18 protein-coding genes are annotated in these 16,238 nt (G+C 41.3%); 4 read left to right on the top strand and 14 right to left on the bottom strand.

What is annotated here, in order from left to right; translation table 11 throughout:
• Positions 1-62: 62 nt before the first annotated feature.
• Entirely contained in the window at positions 63-389 is a 327-nt protein-coding gene (gene trxA, locus H5164_RS09320; protein WP_124017249.1) for a thioredoxin TrxA, read from the bottom strand.
• Between the two features lie 153 nt (positions 390-542).
• Here trxA and rhlB point away from each other — a divergent pair, with 153 nt between their 5' ends.
• Together rhlB and H5164_RS09310 are read left to right on the top strand one after the other, a co-directional pair.
• Positions 543-1,847, top strand: coding sequence for an ATP-dependent RNA helicase RhlB (rhlB, locus tag H5164_RS09315; protein WP_124017250.1), 1,305 nt, complete (start codon positions 543-545; stop codon positions 1,845-1,847).
• Between the two features lie 3 nt (positions 1,848-1,850).
• Complete coding sequence (locus H5164_RS09310; RefSeq protein WP_182755751.1) at positions 1,851-2,786, top strand: exopolyphosphatase; 936 nt, start codon at positions 1,851-1,853, stop codon at positions 2,784-2,786.
• 99 nt (positions 2,787-2,885) lie between these two features.
• Here H5164_RS09310 and H5164_RS09305 read toward each other — a convergent pair whose 3' ends face one another.
• The 13 genes from H5164_RS09305 to rraA all read right to left on the bottom strand — a co-directional run bounded on the left by H5164_RS09305 (position 2,886) and on the right by rraA (position 14,677).
• Positions 2,886-3,437 (bottom strand): thioredoxin family protein, encoded by a 552-nt coding sequence (locus H5164_RS09305; RefSeq protein WP_124017382.1) that lies wholly within the window; start codon positions 3,435-3,437, stop codon positions 2,886-2,888.
• A 213-nt stretch (positions 3,438-3,650) separates the two neighbouring features.
• On the bottom strand, positions 3,651-4,664 hold the full coding sequence (hemB, locus tag H5164_RS09300) for a porphobilinogen synthase (protein WP_124017252.1): 1,014 nt from the start codon (positions 4,662-4,664) through the stop codon (positions 3,651-3,653).
• 14 nt (positions 4,665-4,678) lie between these two features.
• Positions 4,679-6,601 carry a diguanylate cyclase gene (locus H5164_RS09295; RefSeq protein ID WP_124017253.1) on the bottom strand — a complete coding sequence of 641 codons (1,923 nt, stop codon included), beginning with the start codon at positions 6,599-6,601 and terminating at the stop codon, positions 4,679-4,681.
• Entirely contained in the window at positions 6,598-7,419 is an 822-nt protein-coding gene (locus H5164_RS09290) for a TatD family hydrolase (protein ID WP_182755749.1), read from the bottom strand. The genes H5164_RS09295 and H5164_RS09290 overlap by 4 nt, the downstream gene beginning before the upstream one ends.
• 24 nt (positions 7,420-7,443) lie before the next feature.
• Positions 7,444-7,962, bottom strand: coding sequence for a hypothetical protein (locus H5164_RS09285; RefSeq protein ID WP_182723348.1), 519 nt, complete (start codon positions 7,960-7,962; stop codon positions 7,444-7,446).
• A 53-nt stretch (positions 7,963-8,015) separates the two neighbouring features.
• On the bottom strand, positions 8,016-8,765 hold the full coding sequence (gene tatC / locus H5164_RS09280; protein ID WP_124017256.1) for a twin-arginine translocase subunit TatC: 750 nt from the start codon (positions 8,763-8,765) through the stop codon (positions 8,016-8,018).
• Between the two features lie 12 nt (positions 8,766-8,777).
• Complete coding sequence (tatB, locus tag H5164_RS09275; protein ID WP_124017257.1) at positions 8,778-9,182, bottom strand: Sec-independent protein translocase protein TatB; 405 nt, start codon at positions 9,180-9,182, stop codon at positions 8,778-8,780.
• Positions 9,183-9,188: 6 nt separating this feature from the next.
• A complete protein-coding gene (gene tatA, locus H5164_RS09270; protein WP_124017258.1) occupies positions 9,189-9,422 on the bottom strand; it encodes a Sec-independent protein translocase subunit TatA in 234 nt (77 codons plus the stop codon).
• 110 nt (positions 9,423-9,532) lie between these two features.
• On the bottom strand, positions 9,533-11,182 hold the full coding sequence (ubiB, locus tag H5164_RS09265) for a ubiquinone biosynthesis regulatory protein kinase UbiB (RefSeq protein WP_182755747.1): 1,650 nt from the start codon (positions 11,180-11,182) through the stop codon (positions 9,533-9,535).
• Positions 11,179-11,799: an SCP2 domain-containing protein gene (locus H5164_RS09260; protein ID WP_182755744.1), complete on the bottom strand. Its 621-nt coding sequence runs from the start codon at positions 11,797-11,799 to the stop codon at positions 11,179-11,181. The genes ubiB and H5164_RS09260 overlap by 4 nt, the downstream gene beginning before the upstream one ends.
• On the bottom strand, positions 11,799-12,554 hold the full coding sequence (gene ubiE, locus H5164_RS09255; protein ID WP_124017261.1) for a bifunctional demethylmenaquinone methyltransferase/2-methoxy-6-polyprenyl-1,4-benzoquinol methylase UbiE: 756 nt from the start codon (positions 12,552-12,554) through the stop codon (positions 11,799-11,801). Before ubiE ends, H5164_RS09260 begins: the two co-directional genes overlap by 1 nt.
• 256 nt (positions 12,555-12,810) lie before the next feature.
• A complete protein-coding gene (locus tag H5164_RS09250; RefSeq protein WP_404948422.1) occupies positions 12,811-13,845 on the bottom strand; it encodes a formimidoylglutamase in 1,035 nt (344 codons plus the stop codon).
• Between the two features lie 346 nt (positions 13,846-14,191).
• Complete coding sequence (rraA, locus tag H5164_RS09245) at positions 14,192-14,677, bottom strand: ribonuclease E activity regulator RraA (protein ID WP_124017263.1); 486 nt, start codon at positions 14,675-14,677, stop codon at positions 14,192-14,194.
• 386 nt (positions 14,678-15,063) lie between these two features.
• Between rraA and H5164_RS09240 the strand changes: the two genes are divergently transcribed.
• Both H5164_RS09240 and H5164_RS09235 read left to right on the top strand, forming a co-directional pair.
• Positions 15,064-15,312: a YgjV family protein gene (locus H5164_RS09240; RefSeq protein WP_124017264.1), complete on the top strand. Its 249-nt coding sequence runs from the start codon at positions 15,064-15,066 to the stop codon at positions 15,310-15,312.
• Between the two features lie 339 nt (positions 15,313-15,651).
• The gene (locus tag H5164_RS09235; protein ID WP_182698428.1) at positions 15,652-16,167 is read left to right on the top strand and encodes a phosphatase PAP2 family protein; all 516 of its coding nucleotides are present in this window, start codon (positions 15,652-15,654) and stop codon (positions 16,165-16,167) included.
• Positions 16,168-16,238: the final 71 nt, after the last annotated feature.

The raw sequence follows: 16,238 nt of genomic DNA, 5'->3' as shown, positions 1-16,238 counted from the left end.
AAACTAAAAATGGCACAAATTGTTTAAAACTTGTGCCATTTAACATTTTTAGCTACTTCTGATTAGATTTTAGCGTCAATGAATTCTTTTAGTTGCGTCTTTGATAATGCACCCACTTTGGTTGCTACCAACTCGCCAGCTTTGAATATTAACAATGTTGGAATGCCGCGCACGCCGTATTTAGCTGGTGAAACGCTGTTTTGGTCAACGTTAAGTTTTGCTACGGTCAGTTTGCCTGCATATTCTTCAGCAACGTCGTTGAGAATTGGAGCAATCATTTTACAAGGACCACACCACTCAGCCCAGAAGTCTACTAATACTGGTGTTTCAGACTTTATTACATCGTTTTCAAAGCTGTCATCGCTTAGGTATACAATTTTATCGCTCATGTTGTTCTCCAGATTTGGTTCCATTGCTAGTTTATTAATGGCTTACCATGTATATTGGGTCAGTTAAATAGCTTTTCAAGAGACCGTTTTAGTAATGTAGCTATTTCAAACGATCGAATCTTTTTTTGCAACCCCTACAGGTATGCTTGTGCTATGAGCCAAACACATTTATCGACCAAGAAATTCGCCGACTTCCCTTTAAAGCCCGAAGTACTAGCGGCGTTAAACGAGAACGGCTTTGAGTTTTGCACGCCCATTCAGGCGTTATCTTTACCAATATTACTTAATGCAAAAGACATTGCCGGACAAGCCCAAACCGGTACAGGTAAAACCATGGCCTTTTTAGTGGCCACGTTTAACCATTTATTAACCGTTGCTGCACCAGAGGGTCGCAAAGTAACAGAACCTCGCGCTATTATAATGGCGCCAACCCGTGAGTTAGCAATACAAATAGCCAAAGACGCTAATTTATTAGCGGCACATACCGGACTCAAAGTCGGTATTGTTTACGGTGGCGAAAGCTATGAGACTCAACGTGCAGTATTAGACAAAGGCGTTGATATTCTGATTGGTACCACAGGGCGTATTATTGATTATGTCCGTCAAGGTGTCATCAGTTTAAGCCACATTCAAGCAGTAGTGCTTGATGAAGCTGACCGTATGTTTGACCTTGGTTTTATTAAAGACATTCGCTTTTTATTCCGCAGAATGCCTGATGCTAAGTCACGCTTAAATATGTTGTTTTCTGCCACGCTTTCAATGAAAGTGCAGGAACTAGCTTATGATCATATGAACGACCCTGAAAAAGTTGAAATTGAACCATTAGAAAAAACCTCTAAAAATATCAAAGAGGAAATTTTCTATCCGTCAATGGAAGACAAGATGCGTTTATTACTGAGCTTAATCGAAGAAGATTGGCCAGATAAAGCGATTGTGTTTTCGAACACAAAACACAGCTGTGAAAAACTGTGGTCTTATTTAGAAGGTGATGGTCATCGAGTGGGTTTGTTAACTGGTGATGTTCCACAAAAGAAGCGTATTCGTATTCTTGAGCAATTTACCTCTGGTGATTTAGATTTATTAGTTGCAACAGATGTTGCCGCTCGTGGCTTGCATATTTCTGATGTGTCACACGTGTATAACTATGATTTACCAGATGATTGTGAAGATTATGTGCACCGTATTGGCCGTACAGGCCGCGCAGGACAAAAAGGCATTTCGGTAAGTTTTGCATGTGAAGAATATGCATTAAATCTTCCCGAAATTGAAACCTATATCAATCATTCAATTCCCGTATCTAATTACGATCGAGATGCACTTTTGGATGATATTCCTGCGCCAGTTCGTATTCACCGCAAGCCTGCACCATCTCGTTCACGCGATGGTGCGAGTAAAGGTGCGCATCGTAGTGGCGGCAATACTTCGCGTCCTCCACGTCATAGGACCCGTAGACCATAGTCAATGCTAACAGTATCTCAACCCTATGCGGCGATAACATTAGGTTCTAACAGTTTTAATATGTTGGTGGCTAATTCGGTGGGGAATAAACCGATTGTTATCGCTAAATATAAACGTAAAGTTCGCCTTGCCGAAGGTATAGGTGACGATGGCATGTTGTCTGAACATGTTATGCAGCGTGGTTTAGAATGCTTGGCCATGTTTGCCCAGATGTTAAAGCAACACCATATTAATAGTGCTAACGTTGCCGTATTTGCTACCGCGACATTGCGTGTTATTGGTAATGCCGATGAATTTCATCAACGTGCGATGCCTATTTTACAGCATCCCATTGAGGTTATTTCGGGGCTACGTGAAGCTGAACTCATTTATCAAGGCATGGTGGCCACCACTAAAGGTGAGGGGCGCCGGTTAGTGATAGATATTGGCGGCGCCAGTACCGAGTTTATTATTGGTGACGGTAGTAACGTGCTGTTTAAAACCAGCCTGCCAATCGGATGTGTGCTGTTTAATCAACGATTTTTTAGTCAAACACCACTACAAATCATCGATGTTGAACAGGCAATAGATTATGTTAATCATATTTTGGCTGAATGTCGGCCTCAGTTGCTCGACTTTGGTTGGCAAAGTGTTGTCGGCGCTTCTGGAGCTGTGCAATCAGTCGTATCTGTATTACAGCACAGACAACGCCCAGAAGTGATTACCCTTAAGATTTTGTATGCTTTTCGTGATGAAATATTATCGCAAGCAGATGCCAGGCTTAGTGGCATTAAGGGCTTAAATGCCGAACAAGCTCCTACATTTGCGGCGGGAGTGGCAATATTAATCGCGCTATTTGAAAGTCTTTCTATTAGTCGTTTACATCTTGCTGGTGGTGCACTTCGTGAAGGTGTATTACAACTGTTAGCCGATCGTATCGCCGCTAAAGCATCGATGTAGTGGCTGACATAAGCGCAATAAAAAATAGGTCGCCCATGGCGACCTTTTTTGATTATTTAAGTGATGACGATATTTGAGTTAAATAAGTCATTTACATCACTACTTTAAAATCTCAACTAAATCGGCTTCTAATGTGGCTTGCGGGCGTTCAACGATACGACCTAGCTCATTGCCTTGTTGTTTAACGATAAACGTTGGAATTCGGCTGAATGCGTATTTTGCCGCTAAACCTTCGGGATCCTGCTTGTTTCGGTCGACACCAATGTATTCAACCTCAATGTTGGGATTGGCTGCCGCTTCAATAATTCGCATAAAGTGGGGTGTTTCGCGATGGCAGTCTGGACACCAAGTGCCAATAATCACCACTATTTGTATCGGTTGTTTAATGGCTTTGAGTACATCGATGGCTTGCGCATCAACTTGATAATTAGTGAACCCTTCAGCATAGCCTGGTAATTGAGTTGTTAGAGTTTGTGGTTGGATTATGCCAGTTAAAATCACTTCTTGTTTCTCCTCGCTGCATGTTGCAATAAAGCCTTGTTGATCTTTTTCAAATGCGCATCCAGGATTTGCTGATGCGGCCATAGGCAACATTTGGGTACTGAAAAAGAGTGCGGTTGTGGCCAATAATGTTCGAACGTTATTGTGCATGATAATGTCTCGCTTAAGAAGAAAATACTGTACTTGAGTGTATTCAAGCATGCTTAATCAAGTCTGTTAAGAGGCGATAGCTTATGATGCAATGCTGATCACGATAATAGGAGGATTCACTTACTCAATAGGGTTAATGCTAGTGCAGAGTCTGGAGTATAAAATAAAAAGCCAACCCTGAATGGATTGGCTTAATACCTCAATAAGCGAGTTTTATTGGTTTTGCTCTTTAAGCCACTGGGCCGCGCGTTTAGCAAAGTAGGTTAAAATACCATCGGCACCAGCGCGTTTAAAGCAAAGTAACGACTCCATGACAATGGATTTTTCTGCAAGCCAACCGTTTTGGATAGCGGCCATGTGCATGGCGTATTCACCGCTGACTTGATAAGCAAAAGTCGGTACCGCTAATTCTGTTTTAACGCGGTGTACTATGTCTAGATATGGCATACCGGGCTTAACCATTACCATGTCGGCACCTTCTTGGATATCTAATGCCACTTCATGTAATGCTTCGTCGCTATTGGCAGGATCCATTTGATAACTGTGTTTATTGCCACCTTTTAGGTTGCTAGCCGATCCGACAGCATCACGAAATGGTCCATAATAGCTGGATGAATATTTAGCGGAATAAGCCATAATTTGGGTATTCACAAAGCCATTAGCTTCTAGAGCTTGGCGAATTGCGCCAATACGACCGTCCATCATGTCTGATGGCGCGACAATATCAGCACCTGCAGCAGCATGTGATAGCGCTTGTTTGACTAAAATGTCTGTAGTGATGTCATTGAGGATATAACCCGTATCATCAATGATACCGTCTTGCCCATGAGTCGTGTAAGGATCTAAGGCGACGTCAGTCATGATGCCAAGCTGTGGGAATGCTTGCTTTAATTCACGTACTGCACGTTGTACTAAACCATCAGGATTATAAGACTCTTCTGCAAGTAAGCTCTTTTTATCTGCCGGTGTTACCGGGAATAACGCGATAAGTGGAATACCAAGTTCAACCAGTTCAGCGGCCTCTTTTAATAATAGATCAACTGAAAAACGCTCGATACCCGGCATTGAAGCAATTTTCTCTGAACGTTGAAAACCTTCCAACACGAACATTGGATAAATCAGATCGTTAACGGTTAAAGTATTCTCAGACATTAAACGACGGCTAAATTCATGTTTACGCATGCGGCGCATTCTGCGCTGTGGAAAAGCACTGGTAATAATATTCAATTTCGACTCCTGGTTTAGATCGTGTCTGTTTCACGCTGGTAATAGCAGACTTGGTTTCGACCACTGCGTTTAGCTTGATACAGGGCTTTATCTGCTTGTTCTAGTAATAACATTGGATGCTCATCACTGTCGATAATGGTCTCGCTAATACCAATGCTAACAGTAACGGGTATTATGTCTTCATTGTGTACTATGTTGAGTTCACTAACGGCTTGGCGAATTTGCTCTGCAACGAGCAGAGCACCTTCAATATCTGTGCAAGGCAAAATAATAGCAAATTCTTCACCACCAAAACGTGATACGAGATCCGTTGGACGTTTTACGTATTCAGACAGTGTGTTGGCTATTGCCCTTATGGTGTGGTCGCCACCAAGGTGTCCATATTTGTCATTAATATTTTTAAATTTATCGATATCAATCATTAGCAAAGACATTGGCGTTTGTTGACGACGGCTAATACGACCTTCAGCAATGAGACGGCGATCAAAAGCGCTGCGGTTTTTTACCCCTGTCAGGCTATCGATAGTATTTTGCTCAGTGAGCTTTTGATTAACCTCACTTAGTTCGCGCAAGGTAATTTCTAACTCAAGGGTACGCTCTTGTACCATTTTTTCCAATTTTTCACTGTTCTCTGCTTCACTTCGAAGTGCTTCTTCGCGGGTTTCTCGCAATTTTTGGGCTTGTTCTAACGTGTGTTGCTGGATCTCAAATTTGGCTTTTCGTTCATCGTTATAGCGTAACGCAAGCACTGCAGCCATAGTAATAACTTCAAAGGTCAGCCCTAGCATTATGGGTATTTGCGGCGATATATTGGTAGAGATCAGGCCAAGATAAATGAGTCCTGTAACAATACAACCCAACATAAATCCCATACGGCCAATGGCGTATAAAGGGGCATTCCGTTGGCCGCCGAAGGCTTGGATCAATGAGAATGCCATCAAGATAGTACTGATTGTTAATACCACAAATACCAATACATACAGGGCAGAGCTGTAATTAATAAATGGCATGACAATCGTTAACCCAAAACTCAGTACTGCCATGATGCGGCATATACGTAACATTTTCAGATTATGATATTTAAGTTGTAAAACTTTTTCAGTAAACATCAATGAAAATCCCAGGGTTAAGGGGATAACAATAATGAAAATATACTGCTGCATAATGGGCCATTGAGGCCACAAATAGCGAAATGATACTCCGTGTATTGACGCCGAGAGTATCGTGAGCCCTAATACATAGCCGCTGTAATAACTGTAACTAAAAGATGCAGAAGCAAGTGCAATGAATAAACTGAACAAGCAAATCGCAAGTAGTACACCTATTTGCATGCCACTGAACAAGTTCTTGGTTTCGGTCAGTTGGGTAAGATCATTCGATGACCACAATATCAATGGTAAGCTGATGGTACCTTTATTATCGATTTTGAGATAAAAAGTATGGGTATCACCAGGTTCAAAGTTAACGGGATATAAAAAAATATTACTTTGTAATGGCCGTTGCTTAAACGGTAATGTATCTCCCATGACTTCAGTGCTGACCAGTTCCCCATTAATCAGGTGGTATATTTTAACGCTGTCGAGCAAAGGATTGTCTAAGGCAATAATGCGTGCAAGATGATCATTGGGCGTAAATATACTAAAACTCACCCAATAGTTTTTAACGCCTATTTTATAGGGTTGATCTGTGTTGAGCTTTTTCCAGCTATTTTCTGGCTGTTGTAATAATTGGCTTAGGGTTTCAATGTCGTTACTTTGATTGGCATATACCCAGTCTTGCAATTCAATTTTGGTGATGGAATTAGCGGTTAGCCGCAGCGGAGTAGGGTAAAGGGTATTAGACCAACTACTTTGGCTAATGAGCAGTAAAAAAAGTCCAACAATAATCCTAACATGATATTGATTGTACAGCGTCAAACAACGATATTTTATGCTCATAATGCGTCGTTACTCGTGTGTAGAACCATAGGTAGTTGGAAAAAATCACAACTGTTTTGGTAACATTGTTGCGCTAATAATATCGGCGACTGTTGACGTAAATTAGCCATATACTCAACAATATAAGGTAAGTATTGGGGTAGGTTCTTACTCGATTTTGGTTTAGGTCGCATGCTGCGCGGTAATAAATAGGGGCTATCTGTTTCTGCCATTATGCGATTATTGGGGATCAAAGGTACTAGTTTTGCTAAATCTTGGCCTCGACGTTCATCACAAATCCACCCCGTAATACCAATATATAAATCTGTGTCTAGGCATTCAATCAACTCATCTCTGTTACCCGTAAAGCAGTGAAGTAAAGCATTTGGAAGTTGAGTTCGATATTCATTTACTATGGCAATAAAGTCGCTGTGGGCTTCACGGCAATGCATTAAAACCGGCATATTGAGTTCACAAGCCAGTTCTAATTGGGCGGAAAATGCTTTTCTTTGGGCTGTACGCGGGGAGAAGTCACGATTGTAATCAAGGCCACACTCACCAATCGCCACCACAGTATCTTGCTGCGCAAGTTGTGTTAAACGTGTTTTGCTGTGTTGATCCCAAGAGGATGCATGATGGGGATGAACACCGGTAGTACAGTAGAGCTGTTGCGGATATTGTTGGCAGGTTGATATGGCTTCAGTGCTTTCATCGAGATCGCTGCCAATAACAATTAACGGCGAAACATGGTGTTTCGCCGCATCATTAATAACAGTGTCAATATCGTGCTTGAGCCTTTCGCTAAGCAGATTGACAGCAATGTCGATGTATTGAGTCATGTCATCATAATCAAAGTAATCAGGTTACTTTAATCGTTTAACTCGAGTCGTCGCATTACGATCATCACTGCCTAATAAAAACGAGTTTAATGCACCCGTTTCAATGAATATGTGTTGACCCTTTTTGATTTTATAATACTTGGAGCTATTTTGTTTCCACACTTGGCCATTGTTCAATGTGATTATAAATGCGCCTAAAGCATCTTTTTTAACGCTAACAACCTCGGAGTAAATCTTACTGACTTCATCTTCTATTACTTTCTTTTGCAATCCAAAATCATCAACGCTTAATGCTTTTGGGCTGGCAACAACAGATGCTGCTGGAACTGTCGCGACTTCAGGTGCTATAGAATTGACAGGGCTTGCTGTAGCCATAATATGGGCACTGGGTTTAGCATTCGCCGCTAATGTGTCATAACAGGTCAATCGCGCCGTTTTGTCGGTTTTAGCGGCGCATATAGACAGCTGCTGACCAAGATTGGTATTGGCATATGCATTAGCTGACATCAATATGATCCCAGCAGCAATTAAACTTAAACGCATTGATTGTTCCTTATTATTATTTGCTTCTGAGCCTTAGAGACTTGTGCTATTGCCTAACTATCAGCTTGTTCGTTCTCTGGCTCATCATCTTCATTTTTACTGTAAAAACGTGCAGCGATTAGCCCACCTTCAAACAATAACAGCATTGGGATTGCTAGCATAGTCTGCGAGATAATATCTGGCGGTGTCAGTATCATACCAATAACAAAGGCGCCGACAACGATATAAGGACGTTTTTGACGTAACTCGTCAGGTGTAGTGACACCCGCCCAACAAAGTAAAACCACTGCTACTGGAATTTCAAAGGCTAAACCAAAAGCAAAAAACAGCTTTAAAATAAAACTCAAATAACTGCTGATATCAGTAGCGACTTGAACGCCTTCAGGAACTACGCTGGTAAAAAAGCCGAAAACAACCGGAAAAACGATGTAGTAAGCAAAGGCTATTCCAAGGTAAAACAGCAAGGTGCTACTAGCCAATAAGGGTACGACTAAGCGCTTTTCATGTTTGTATAACCCAGGGGCAACAAACGACCATACTTGATAAAGTACATAGGGAATGGCAATGAAAAATGCTAACACCAATGTTAGTTTAAATGGTGCAAAAAAGGGTGCAGCCACGTCGGTTGCAATCATGCTACCTGTTGCTGGCAGCGATCGCATTAATGGTAGGGCGATGTAGTGATAAATATCGTTGGCCCAATACACAATAGCAATAAATACCAGTAATACGCTGCCAATGGCTTTAAGCAATTTATTACGTAATTCAAGCAAATGGCTAATAAGCGGTTGCTGTTGCGACATGAATTATCCGTTTTATTTAGGGGTTGAGCTGCTTTCGCTAGTCACTTCTGATGACTTAGCTTCTGCGACAGGGGCCGAAGGTTCAGTTGGTTTTGCTGGAGTAACAGGTGATGTGTCTTCAACTTTGTAAGGTCGATTCACAGATGCAGCCGCTTTTTTTAACTGATCAATTGATTCTTGTAGCTCTGGCGATAAACCAGATAAGCCTTTGCTTTCCGCTTTTTTTAAATCAGCATGCAACTGATCAATTTTAAGCTCTTGTTCAAGTTCATCTTTGACAGAGTTAGCCATGCGCTTGAGTGCGCGGATCCAACCCGTTACTGAACGCACTGCAATCGGAAGTCTTTCGGGGCCGAGAACCACTAGCCCCAAAATACCGATCAGCAGCAGCTCCATAAAGCCGATACCGTCAAACATAATAAATTACGCCTGTTTATCTTTAGATTCAGGTTGCTTTTCGTCAGCCTGTTGCGAGGTCGCTGCTGTCTTGTCTTTATCTTCTAATGATTTACTTTCATCTTCTGGTGTCATGGCGTTTTTAAAGCCTTTTACTGCCCCGCCTAAATCACCGCCCAAAGAACGTAATTTTTTAGTTCCAAATAATAGAATGACAATTAACGCTACGATTAGAAGCTGCCAAATACTGATGCCGCCCATGAAGATTATCCTCTTTAAATAAAAAATGGTTTTTGTAAAAAAATTATTTCAAAATCCACAATACCACCCAATTCTTTAAGTATTATGAACGTCTCATAAATTAGTGCTAGCTAAAATTTACGATTCTTTGGTCTAGATCGCCATCCTACCGCCCAAATTAATATACCAACACTAATACAGGTATACGCTGGCCATAGTGTAGCTATCTGAGTAAATAAAATTGTGCCACAGATCAATAATACAGCAGAAGTGATAAGTAGATAATTACTTTTGTGAGATTTTTGCTGATATTTTAAGTACTTATCTAGCATCTGCTGTTGGGTGCCGAGTAATTTACGGCCTAATTTTAAGTTATCATAAATCAGTTCAGGAAATTCGGGGAGTTTATCTGCCCAAAACGGTGCATTGGATTTGACTTTTTTGAACATGGCTTTAGGGCCGACTTGCTCAGACATCCAGTTTTCTAGGAAGGGTTTTGCCGTTTGCCATAAATCTAATTGTGGATATAACTGGCGGCCTAAACCTTCAATATACAGTAAGGTTTTTTCCAATAATACCAGCTGTGGTTGCACCACAATATCAAAGTGGCGAGCTGTTCTAAACAGCTCCAGCAATACATGGCCAAATGAAATTTCATCAAGTGGTTTGTTAAACATGGGTTCGCATACTACTTTTACAGCTTGTTCAAAAGCAATGATATCTGTGTGTTCTGACACCCAGCCAGACTCAATATACAGCTGAGCAATCCGGTGATAGTCGCGATTAAAAAAGGCTAAAAAGTTTTCTGCAAGATAGCGCTTATCCACCTCGGTTAAGGTGCCCATAATGCCGCAGTCTAGGCCTATATAGAATGGGTCGTCTGGATGTTCACGACTAATAAAGATGTTACCCGGGTGCATATCGGCATGGAAAAAATTATCGCGAAATACTTGAGTAAAAAAGAGTTCTACGCCGCGTTCGGCAAGCAGTTTAAAGTTGGTTCCTTGTGCACGTAGCGCTTCGGTATCAGAAACTGGAATGCCATAAATACGTTCCATGACCATTAACCGTTGGTAGCTGTGTTCTTCGTAAACAAATGGCACGTACAGCGAATTGGAATCAATAAAATTATTGCGCAGCTTGATGGCGTTAAGTGCTTCGAGTTTAAGGTTTAGCTCGCCCAAAATAGTGGTTTGATAATCTTCAATCACTTCAGCAGGGCGTAAACGATTACCTTCACCTAATATTGCTTCCAGGATATTGGCTGTTTGCGTCATTAACTGGAGATCAGCTAAAATTTGCTGCTCAACATTTGGGCGTAATACTTTAAGCACCACAGCTTTACCGTTAGATTTTAAGGTTGCGGTATGCACTTGTGAAATTGAGGCTGATGCTAATGGGGTATCGTTAAAATCATCAAAGTAGGTCGTGATGGGTGCACCCAGTTCAGCTTCGATTGCTTGGCGTGCTAAAGCGGAATCAAACGGCGGTACTCTGTCTTGCAGCATAGCCAATTGATAAGCCCATTCGTCGTCAAGTAAATCTCGACGAGTCGACAGCATCTGCCCTAGCTTGATGTACACCGGTCCTAAATCTTGCATCGCCAGTTTTAAGCGTTCGGCAGGTGATTTATCTTTGTGTTTATTGCGGATCCAAAACAGACTATTGCGCAGGATTGAGAAATACCAGGGCTTTTTGTGTCGAGGAATTAGGTCATCTAAGCCAAAATGTAAAATGGTTTTAATGACATGGTAACCACGCCTGATACTTGCAGTTGTCATTGAGTTATGTTTTCTCTTAATTGGGCTATTTTGGCTTCAATACTATCGGTTTGGCTAACGAGCTCATCCAGATTATCACGAAAATGTAGCCATTCAATTTTATGCGGTGCCAGACGATATTCTTCAGTGGTTAACTGGCTGATGTGCGAGCGTGTTTTATAGATGACTTGTTTAATATCATGGCTAAATTGTTTGGCGCTAGAGACAATTTTATGTGTCGGAGCATCACCGATATAGCGTGATAATGGCTCGGCAAAATCAACATGAATGTGCTGTAAATAGTGGCTTAATGATTGTAATAATTGAATATCACCTTGCAAGCTGAGCTTATCTTGTTTGATGAGCTCAGTTAAGTTGGCACCTTCGGTAAGCTGATATAAAGTCGATATATCAGCGCGCACAGTTACCGCAACGTCACCTTCATAATGGCTAAGCACTTGAACTTGCTTAGCAAATACTAAGTAAATAGGCCAATTTAACTGGCTTAACTGGATACAAAATACTTTGCCGTGCAATGATTTTTGTCGCGCATAGTCACTTTTAGCTTGTGCTGGCAGTTGGTTAAAAGCGGTTTCTATCGCGGCACAAGTTAGCAAAGCAAAGTTATTAGGTATCATTAGAACTTATAACCTCTGTGCAATGCGACAACGCCGTCTGTCATATTGGTGTAGTCAACTTGCTCAAACCCAGCATCTATCATCATCTGCTTAAGGGTTTCTTGGTCTGGGTGCATACGAATAGATTCAGCTAGGTATTCGTAGCTGTCAGCATCTTTGGTGATTATCGCGCCCATTTTTGGCAATACTTTAAAGCTGTACATGTCGTACACTTTGCGCATTAACTCATGTTTTGGGGTAGAAAATTCCAATACTAAAAGTTTCCCACCCGGTTTTAAGACGCGCTTCATCGAGCGTAACGCGGCATCTTTATCGGTTACATTACGTAAACCAAACGCAATAGTAATGATATCAAAATGGTTATCTGGAAACGGCAGTGCTTCAGCGTTAGCTTGTACATAGCTGACGTTATTGACTATGCCTTTGTCGCGTAATTTAGTGCGACCCACTTTGAGCATAGAATCATTAATATCGGCAAGTACCACTTGGCCACGTTCGCCAACTAAATGAGAGAACTTAGCGGTTAAGTCACCTGTTCCACCGGCTAAATCCAGCACTTTCATTCCTGGGCGAGCTGCAGCGACTTCAATAGTGTGACGCTTCCAAAAGCGATGAATACCAAAAGACATTACGTCATTCATAATGTCGTATTTTGCCGCGACGGAATGAAACACATCAGCGACTAAGTCTGCTTTTTTATCGGCTTCGACAGTTTTATATCCAAAATGAGTGTTTTTTGGTTCGCCTTCAGACATCGGTATATTCCTATAATGTGCGATTATTAATAGCAAGTGTATGCCATTGCGAATGATTGCTGAAATGTTGCGGTGTGAGAGTGTGACAACAATCAATTAGTTGTCTTGCTTTACACCTAATATACATTCCACATCAACTTGAACATAGCAATGATCTTCGCGCCAATTAGCCTCAATAAATATCCACTATTAGGGCTAAAAATTTGCACTGCATTAGAGCATAAAATTAGTGTTTAATGAATAGCTGCTACTGATTCTAATTGAGACAAGTTAGTCGCCCCTGGATATATGCATAGATTAGCTCGCTTAGACTTTGGCCTGCATCGCGATATCCCGCATCTATCCCTGCGTGATGACATGCTGGAGCGGCTTCGGCAAAATGAGCATAACGACATGAACAATGCTTAGCGATATAGTGCACATAATGACAGGCATCGAGGAGTGGAATACCGGCAAAGGTAGCCGCGCTGCTAGGCATATTGGCAATCGCATCGACATCAAGCTCTAATGCTACTGGCAATTGGGTTTGATTTAATGATTTAGCGATCTGTTTTAATGCTGTTTCAAGTGACAGTTCACGCCGGATCCAAATTTGTTGAACACTGTTCCATGTAGCGCCAAACAAACTCAGTTGTTCTAGGGTTTTTTCGCTGTTTTTTAGCTCGTGCAATCCGAGGATATGATAATGGTCGAGGGCGCCATTAGCTGCCGCGTAACTGAACCCATTACCACTATGGCGGCCTTCACGCGGTCTAAAGTCACTGTGAGGATCAAGGTTTACCGCTGCAACGGGTAAGCCTGTAATAGCCTTAGTCGCCATTAATAATCCATAGGCATTGTTGTGGCCGCCGCCAATGACGATAGGTTCTAACCCAGCTTGCATTACATCACTTATCGCAGTAATAACGATGTCATCTAATTGCGCAGTTGCATCACGTAATTGTTCAATACTCGCTGTTATGGGTAGCGAATGGTCAAGACTAATTTGCCCCAAAATGGCACATTCATTGCCATTAAGAAAGCGATTGGACTGTAAGTTTAACAACTGCTGCATGCTGGCGATAAAGGCATCATCCGCTCCACCCCGGCCTAAATTAGCCCTTGGTCCAACATCTTCTGCAATGGCGATAATGGCAAACTGTGCGCCAGCAGATTTAGCCTGCTGGGCATTTTGTGCTAATGACCATTGTGTCGATGCCAGATAAACTTGCTGACCGAGTTTTTTTTCATTAGGCCGCAAGGTTAATAAGCTATCGCAGTGCTGTTGGGTAAATGCACTAAACATGATGATTCTCCAAATTACCTGAAAGACAAGATTCAGAGTCTCATCATCGGTTTCAATTCGAGTTAAAAATACAATCTAATGACGCTGTCATTGTATGCATTTCTAGACCACGAAACAGAGCCGATGATGGACTCCAAAGGGCCAGTGTTTTTTGGCCGACAGCTTGCGTTAACCATTCTAGATGGAGAATAACTAACCCATGAAAATGATTACTTTGTCTAACAACCAAGCTATTTTTGCTGAACTAAGCATATTCAGGTCGCTTAGGTATAGCCATAAAAAAACCAGCATAGCTGGTTTTTAAAGTAATCGTTTGCCAGCTTTTTACAAAGCGAAATCGGCTATGACGTCATTAATCAATATCTAATGGTTCTGGCGATAAAATAACACCGGTGTTATCGGCATAGATATGGTCACCAGGTAAGAAGGTTACACCACCAAAATTAACTGGAATTTCGATTTCGCCTACTCCGTTACTTTCAGCTCCCACAGGAATTGAAGCAAGTGCCTGAATACCAATATCAAGTTCTTCAAGAGCATCAACATCGCGCACTGAACCGTAAATGAGAATACCTTCCCAGTTATTGGCAACAGCTAGTTCAGCTATTCTGGCATCAAGCAGAGCGCGTCTTAATGAGCCACCGCCATCAACAAGTAATACTTTACCTTCACCGTCTTCTTCTAAGGCTTCTGCAATCAGACCATTATCTTCAAAACACTTAATTGTACTGATTGAGCCACCGAAGGAGCTGCAACCACCGTAGTTACTGAACATTGGTTCAACGACATCGACTACATCTATATACATGTCGCAAAGTTCTGAGGTGTTGTATTCCATATTTAACTCCTGTTGGACAGCAAAGGAAAAATGCTGGGTAAAGCAAAGTTAAATGAATTATATGAGCTTTTTATGAAAATAAAAGCCTTATCAATCACCGGATTGTTATAAATCAACTTATGGTGTTACATATGCCTAAATATGCCATTGACCTAAATACAGAACAGGGATCAGATTTGGAAGTAATTTTCTTTCAAATTGAATGTATTAGTTGATATATGTTGATTTAGGTCATCCTAATACGTTTTTTAATTACATTTTTACTCAGCAGTTTGTTAGCATATTGGTAGATTAATTAATGTTAGTTTACAAAATAATGCTAGCTTTAGGGGCATGGAATCCTCGTTACGCTTACGGAAGGCAGAGAGCCTGATACAGAGGTTCTTATGGAAAATATCAATATTATTGAAATCTTAGGGTATGTTGCATCAGTTATGGTTGCCATTTCTCTGATGATGAAAGACATCATTTTACTAAGATGGTTAAATTTTACCGGTTGTGCTTTTTTTGTTGCTTATGGATATGCAATTGAAGCGTGGCCAGTGGCTGGCATGAATGCCTTTGTTGCATGTATTAATATTTATCACTTAGTGAAGATTTATCGTAATAAAGGTCAGCAGGCGCAAACGGCATAACGTTTGTCAAAGTAGGTTGACTCCACTTACGCTAAGCTTCTAAAAAATACCCCCGCATACTTGTATGCGGGGGTATTTTTATGGGAATTAATCATCTGCTATTGATTGTATTAGTTAGCTGTATAGTCCAACACACTTTGACGACGCTCACCTTGACTAGCGATGAGCTAACATATATCAGCAGACCGTTGATTCATTTCAGCTGTCACAAAACCTTAGGCTAACTGTCACCTCGCGTTCATTCCCTCACTCTATTATTCAGACTGTTAACAAATACATAACTTTAGTCAGACTAATATTAGCGCAATAATATTGCTGACGTTTGGCATGGAGGCAAGCATGAAGATAAGTATCAGTCAGTTAGATAAATATTGTTTTTATTGGATTGTACAATTTAGCCGAGATAACGGCTTAAATGTGGCGGCTAAACGTGTGTCAGCAACAGGAGATGGACATTATTATGCGTATCTATCAGTTGCATTATTATTTCTTCATCCAAATGGGCAGCATTTTTTTAATTTGGCACTTGGCAGTTTTGTGGTTGAATTTCCGTTGTATTTATTGTTGAAAAATACTATTCGACGTCATCGTCCATGTCATGCATTAGCCGGTTTTACGTCAAGTTATGAGCCTTCAGACAAATTTAGTTTACCTTCAGGGCATACCGCAGGTGCATTTTTGTTTGCTAGTGTCATCAATGTGGTTTTTCCAGCCTTGGCCCCAGTAGCCTTTGCCTGGGCGTGCTTTGTCGGCATTTCACGTATCTCTCTTGGAGTGCACTACCCTATGGATATTATTGCTGGAGCAGGGTTAGGGATCGCAAGCGTATTATTTGTTGAACAATTCATATTATAGCGACATATATGGTAATCCTTCATAGTGCCACAGCGTATGTGGTAACCAGTGTAGCGTCTTGCAATCTTAAT

This window comes from Shewanella sp. SG41-3 (genome assembly GCF_014164545.1).
Lineage (GTDB): Bacteria > Pseudomonadota > Gammaproteobacteria > Enterobacterales > Shewanellaceae > Shewanella > Shewanella vesiculosa.
Note: the sequence above shows the minus strand (reverse complement) of the source record. Positions and strands in the feature narration are given on the sequence as shown.

Excerpts from the sequence above, each read along its gene's own strand:
- rhlB (WP_124017250.1), top strand. The coding sequence starts at position 543 with ATGAGCCAAACACATTTATCGACCAAGAAATTCGCCGACTTCCCTTTA.
- H5164_RS09240 (WP_124017264.1), top strand. The coding sequence starts at position 15,064 with ATGGAAAATATCAATATTATTGAAATCTTAGGGTATGTTGCATCAGTT.
- tatC (WP_124017256.1), bottom strand. The coding sequence starts at position 8,765 with ATGTCGCAACAGCAACCGCTTATTAGCCATTTGCTTGAATTACGTAAT.
- rraA (WP_124017263.1), bottom strand. The coding sequence starts at position 14,677 with ATGGAATACAACACCTCAGAACTTTGCGACATGTATATAGATGTAGTC.
- ubiE (WP_124017261.1), bottom strand. The coding sequence starts at position 12,554 with ATGTCTGAAGGCGAACCAAAAAACACTCATTTTGGATATAAAACTGTC.
- tatA (WP_124017258.1), bottom strand. The coding sequence starts at position 9,422 with ATGGGCGGCATCAGTATTTGGCAGCTTCTAATCGTAGCGTTAATTGTC.
- ubiB (WP_182755747.1), bottom strand. The coding sequence starts at position 11,182 with ATGACAACTGCAAGTATCAGGCGTGGTTACCATGTCATTAAAACCATT.
- H5164_RS09235 (WP_182698428.1), top strand. The coding sequence starts at position 15,652 with ATGAAGATAAGTATCAGTCAGTTAGATAAATATTGTTTTTATTGGATT.
- H5164_RS09290 (WP_182755749.1), bottom strand. The coding sequence starts at position 7,419 with ATGACTCAATACATCGACATTGCTGTCAATCTGCTTAGCGAAAGGCTC.
- H5164_RS09305 (WP_124017382.1), bottom strand. The coding sequence starts at position 3,437 with ATGCACAATAACGTTCGAACATTATTGGCCACAACCGCACTCTTTTTC.
- trxA (WP_124017249.1), bottom strand. The coding sequence starts at position 389 with ATGAGCGATAAAATTGTATACCTAAGCGATGACAGCTTTGAAAACGAT.
- H5164_RS09260 (WP_182755744.1), bottom strand. The coding sequence starts at position 11,799 with ATGATACCTAATAACTTTGCTTTGCTAACTTGTGCCGCGATAGAAACC.
- H5164_RS09285 (WP_182723348.1), bottom strand. The coding sequence starts at position 7,962 with ATGCGTTTAAGTTTAATTGCTGCTGGGATCATATTGATGTCAGCTAAT.
- H5164_RS09310 (WP_182755751.1), top strand. The coding sequence starts at position 1,851 with ATGCTAACAGTATCTCAACCCTATGCGGCGATAACATTAGGTTCTAAC.
- H5164_RS09295 (WP_124017253.1), bottom strand. The coding sequence starts at position 6,601 with ATGAGCATAAAATATCGTTGTTTGACGCTGTACAATCAATATCATGTT.
- tatB (WP_124017257.1), bottom strand. The coding sequence starts at position 9,182 with ATGTTTGACGGTATCGGCTTTATGGAGCTGCTGCTGATCGGTATTTTG.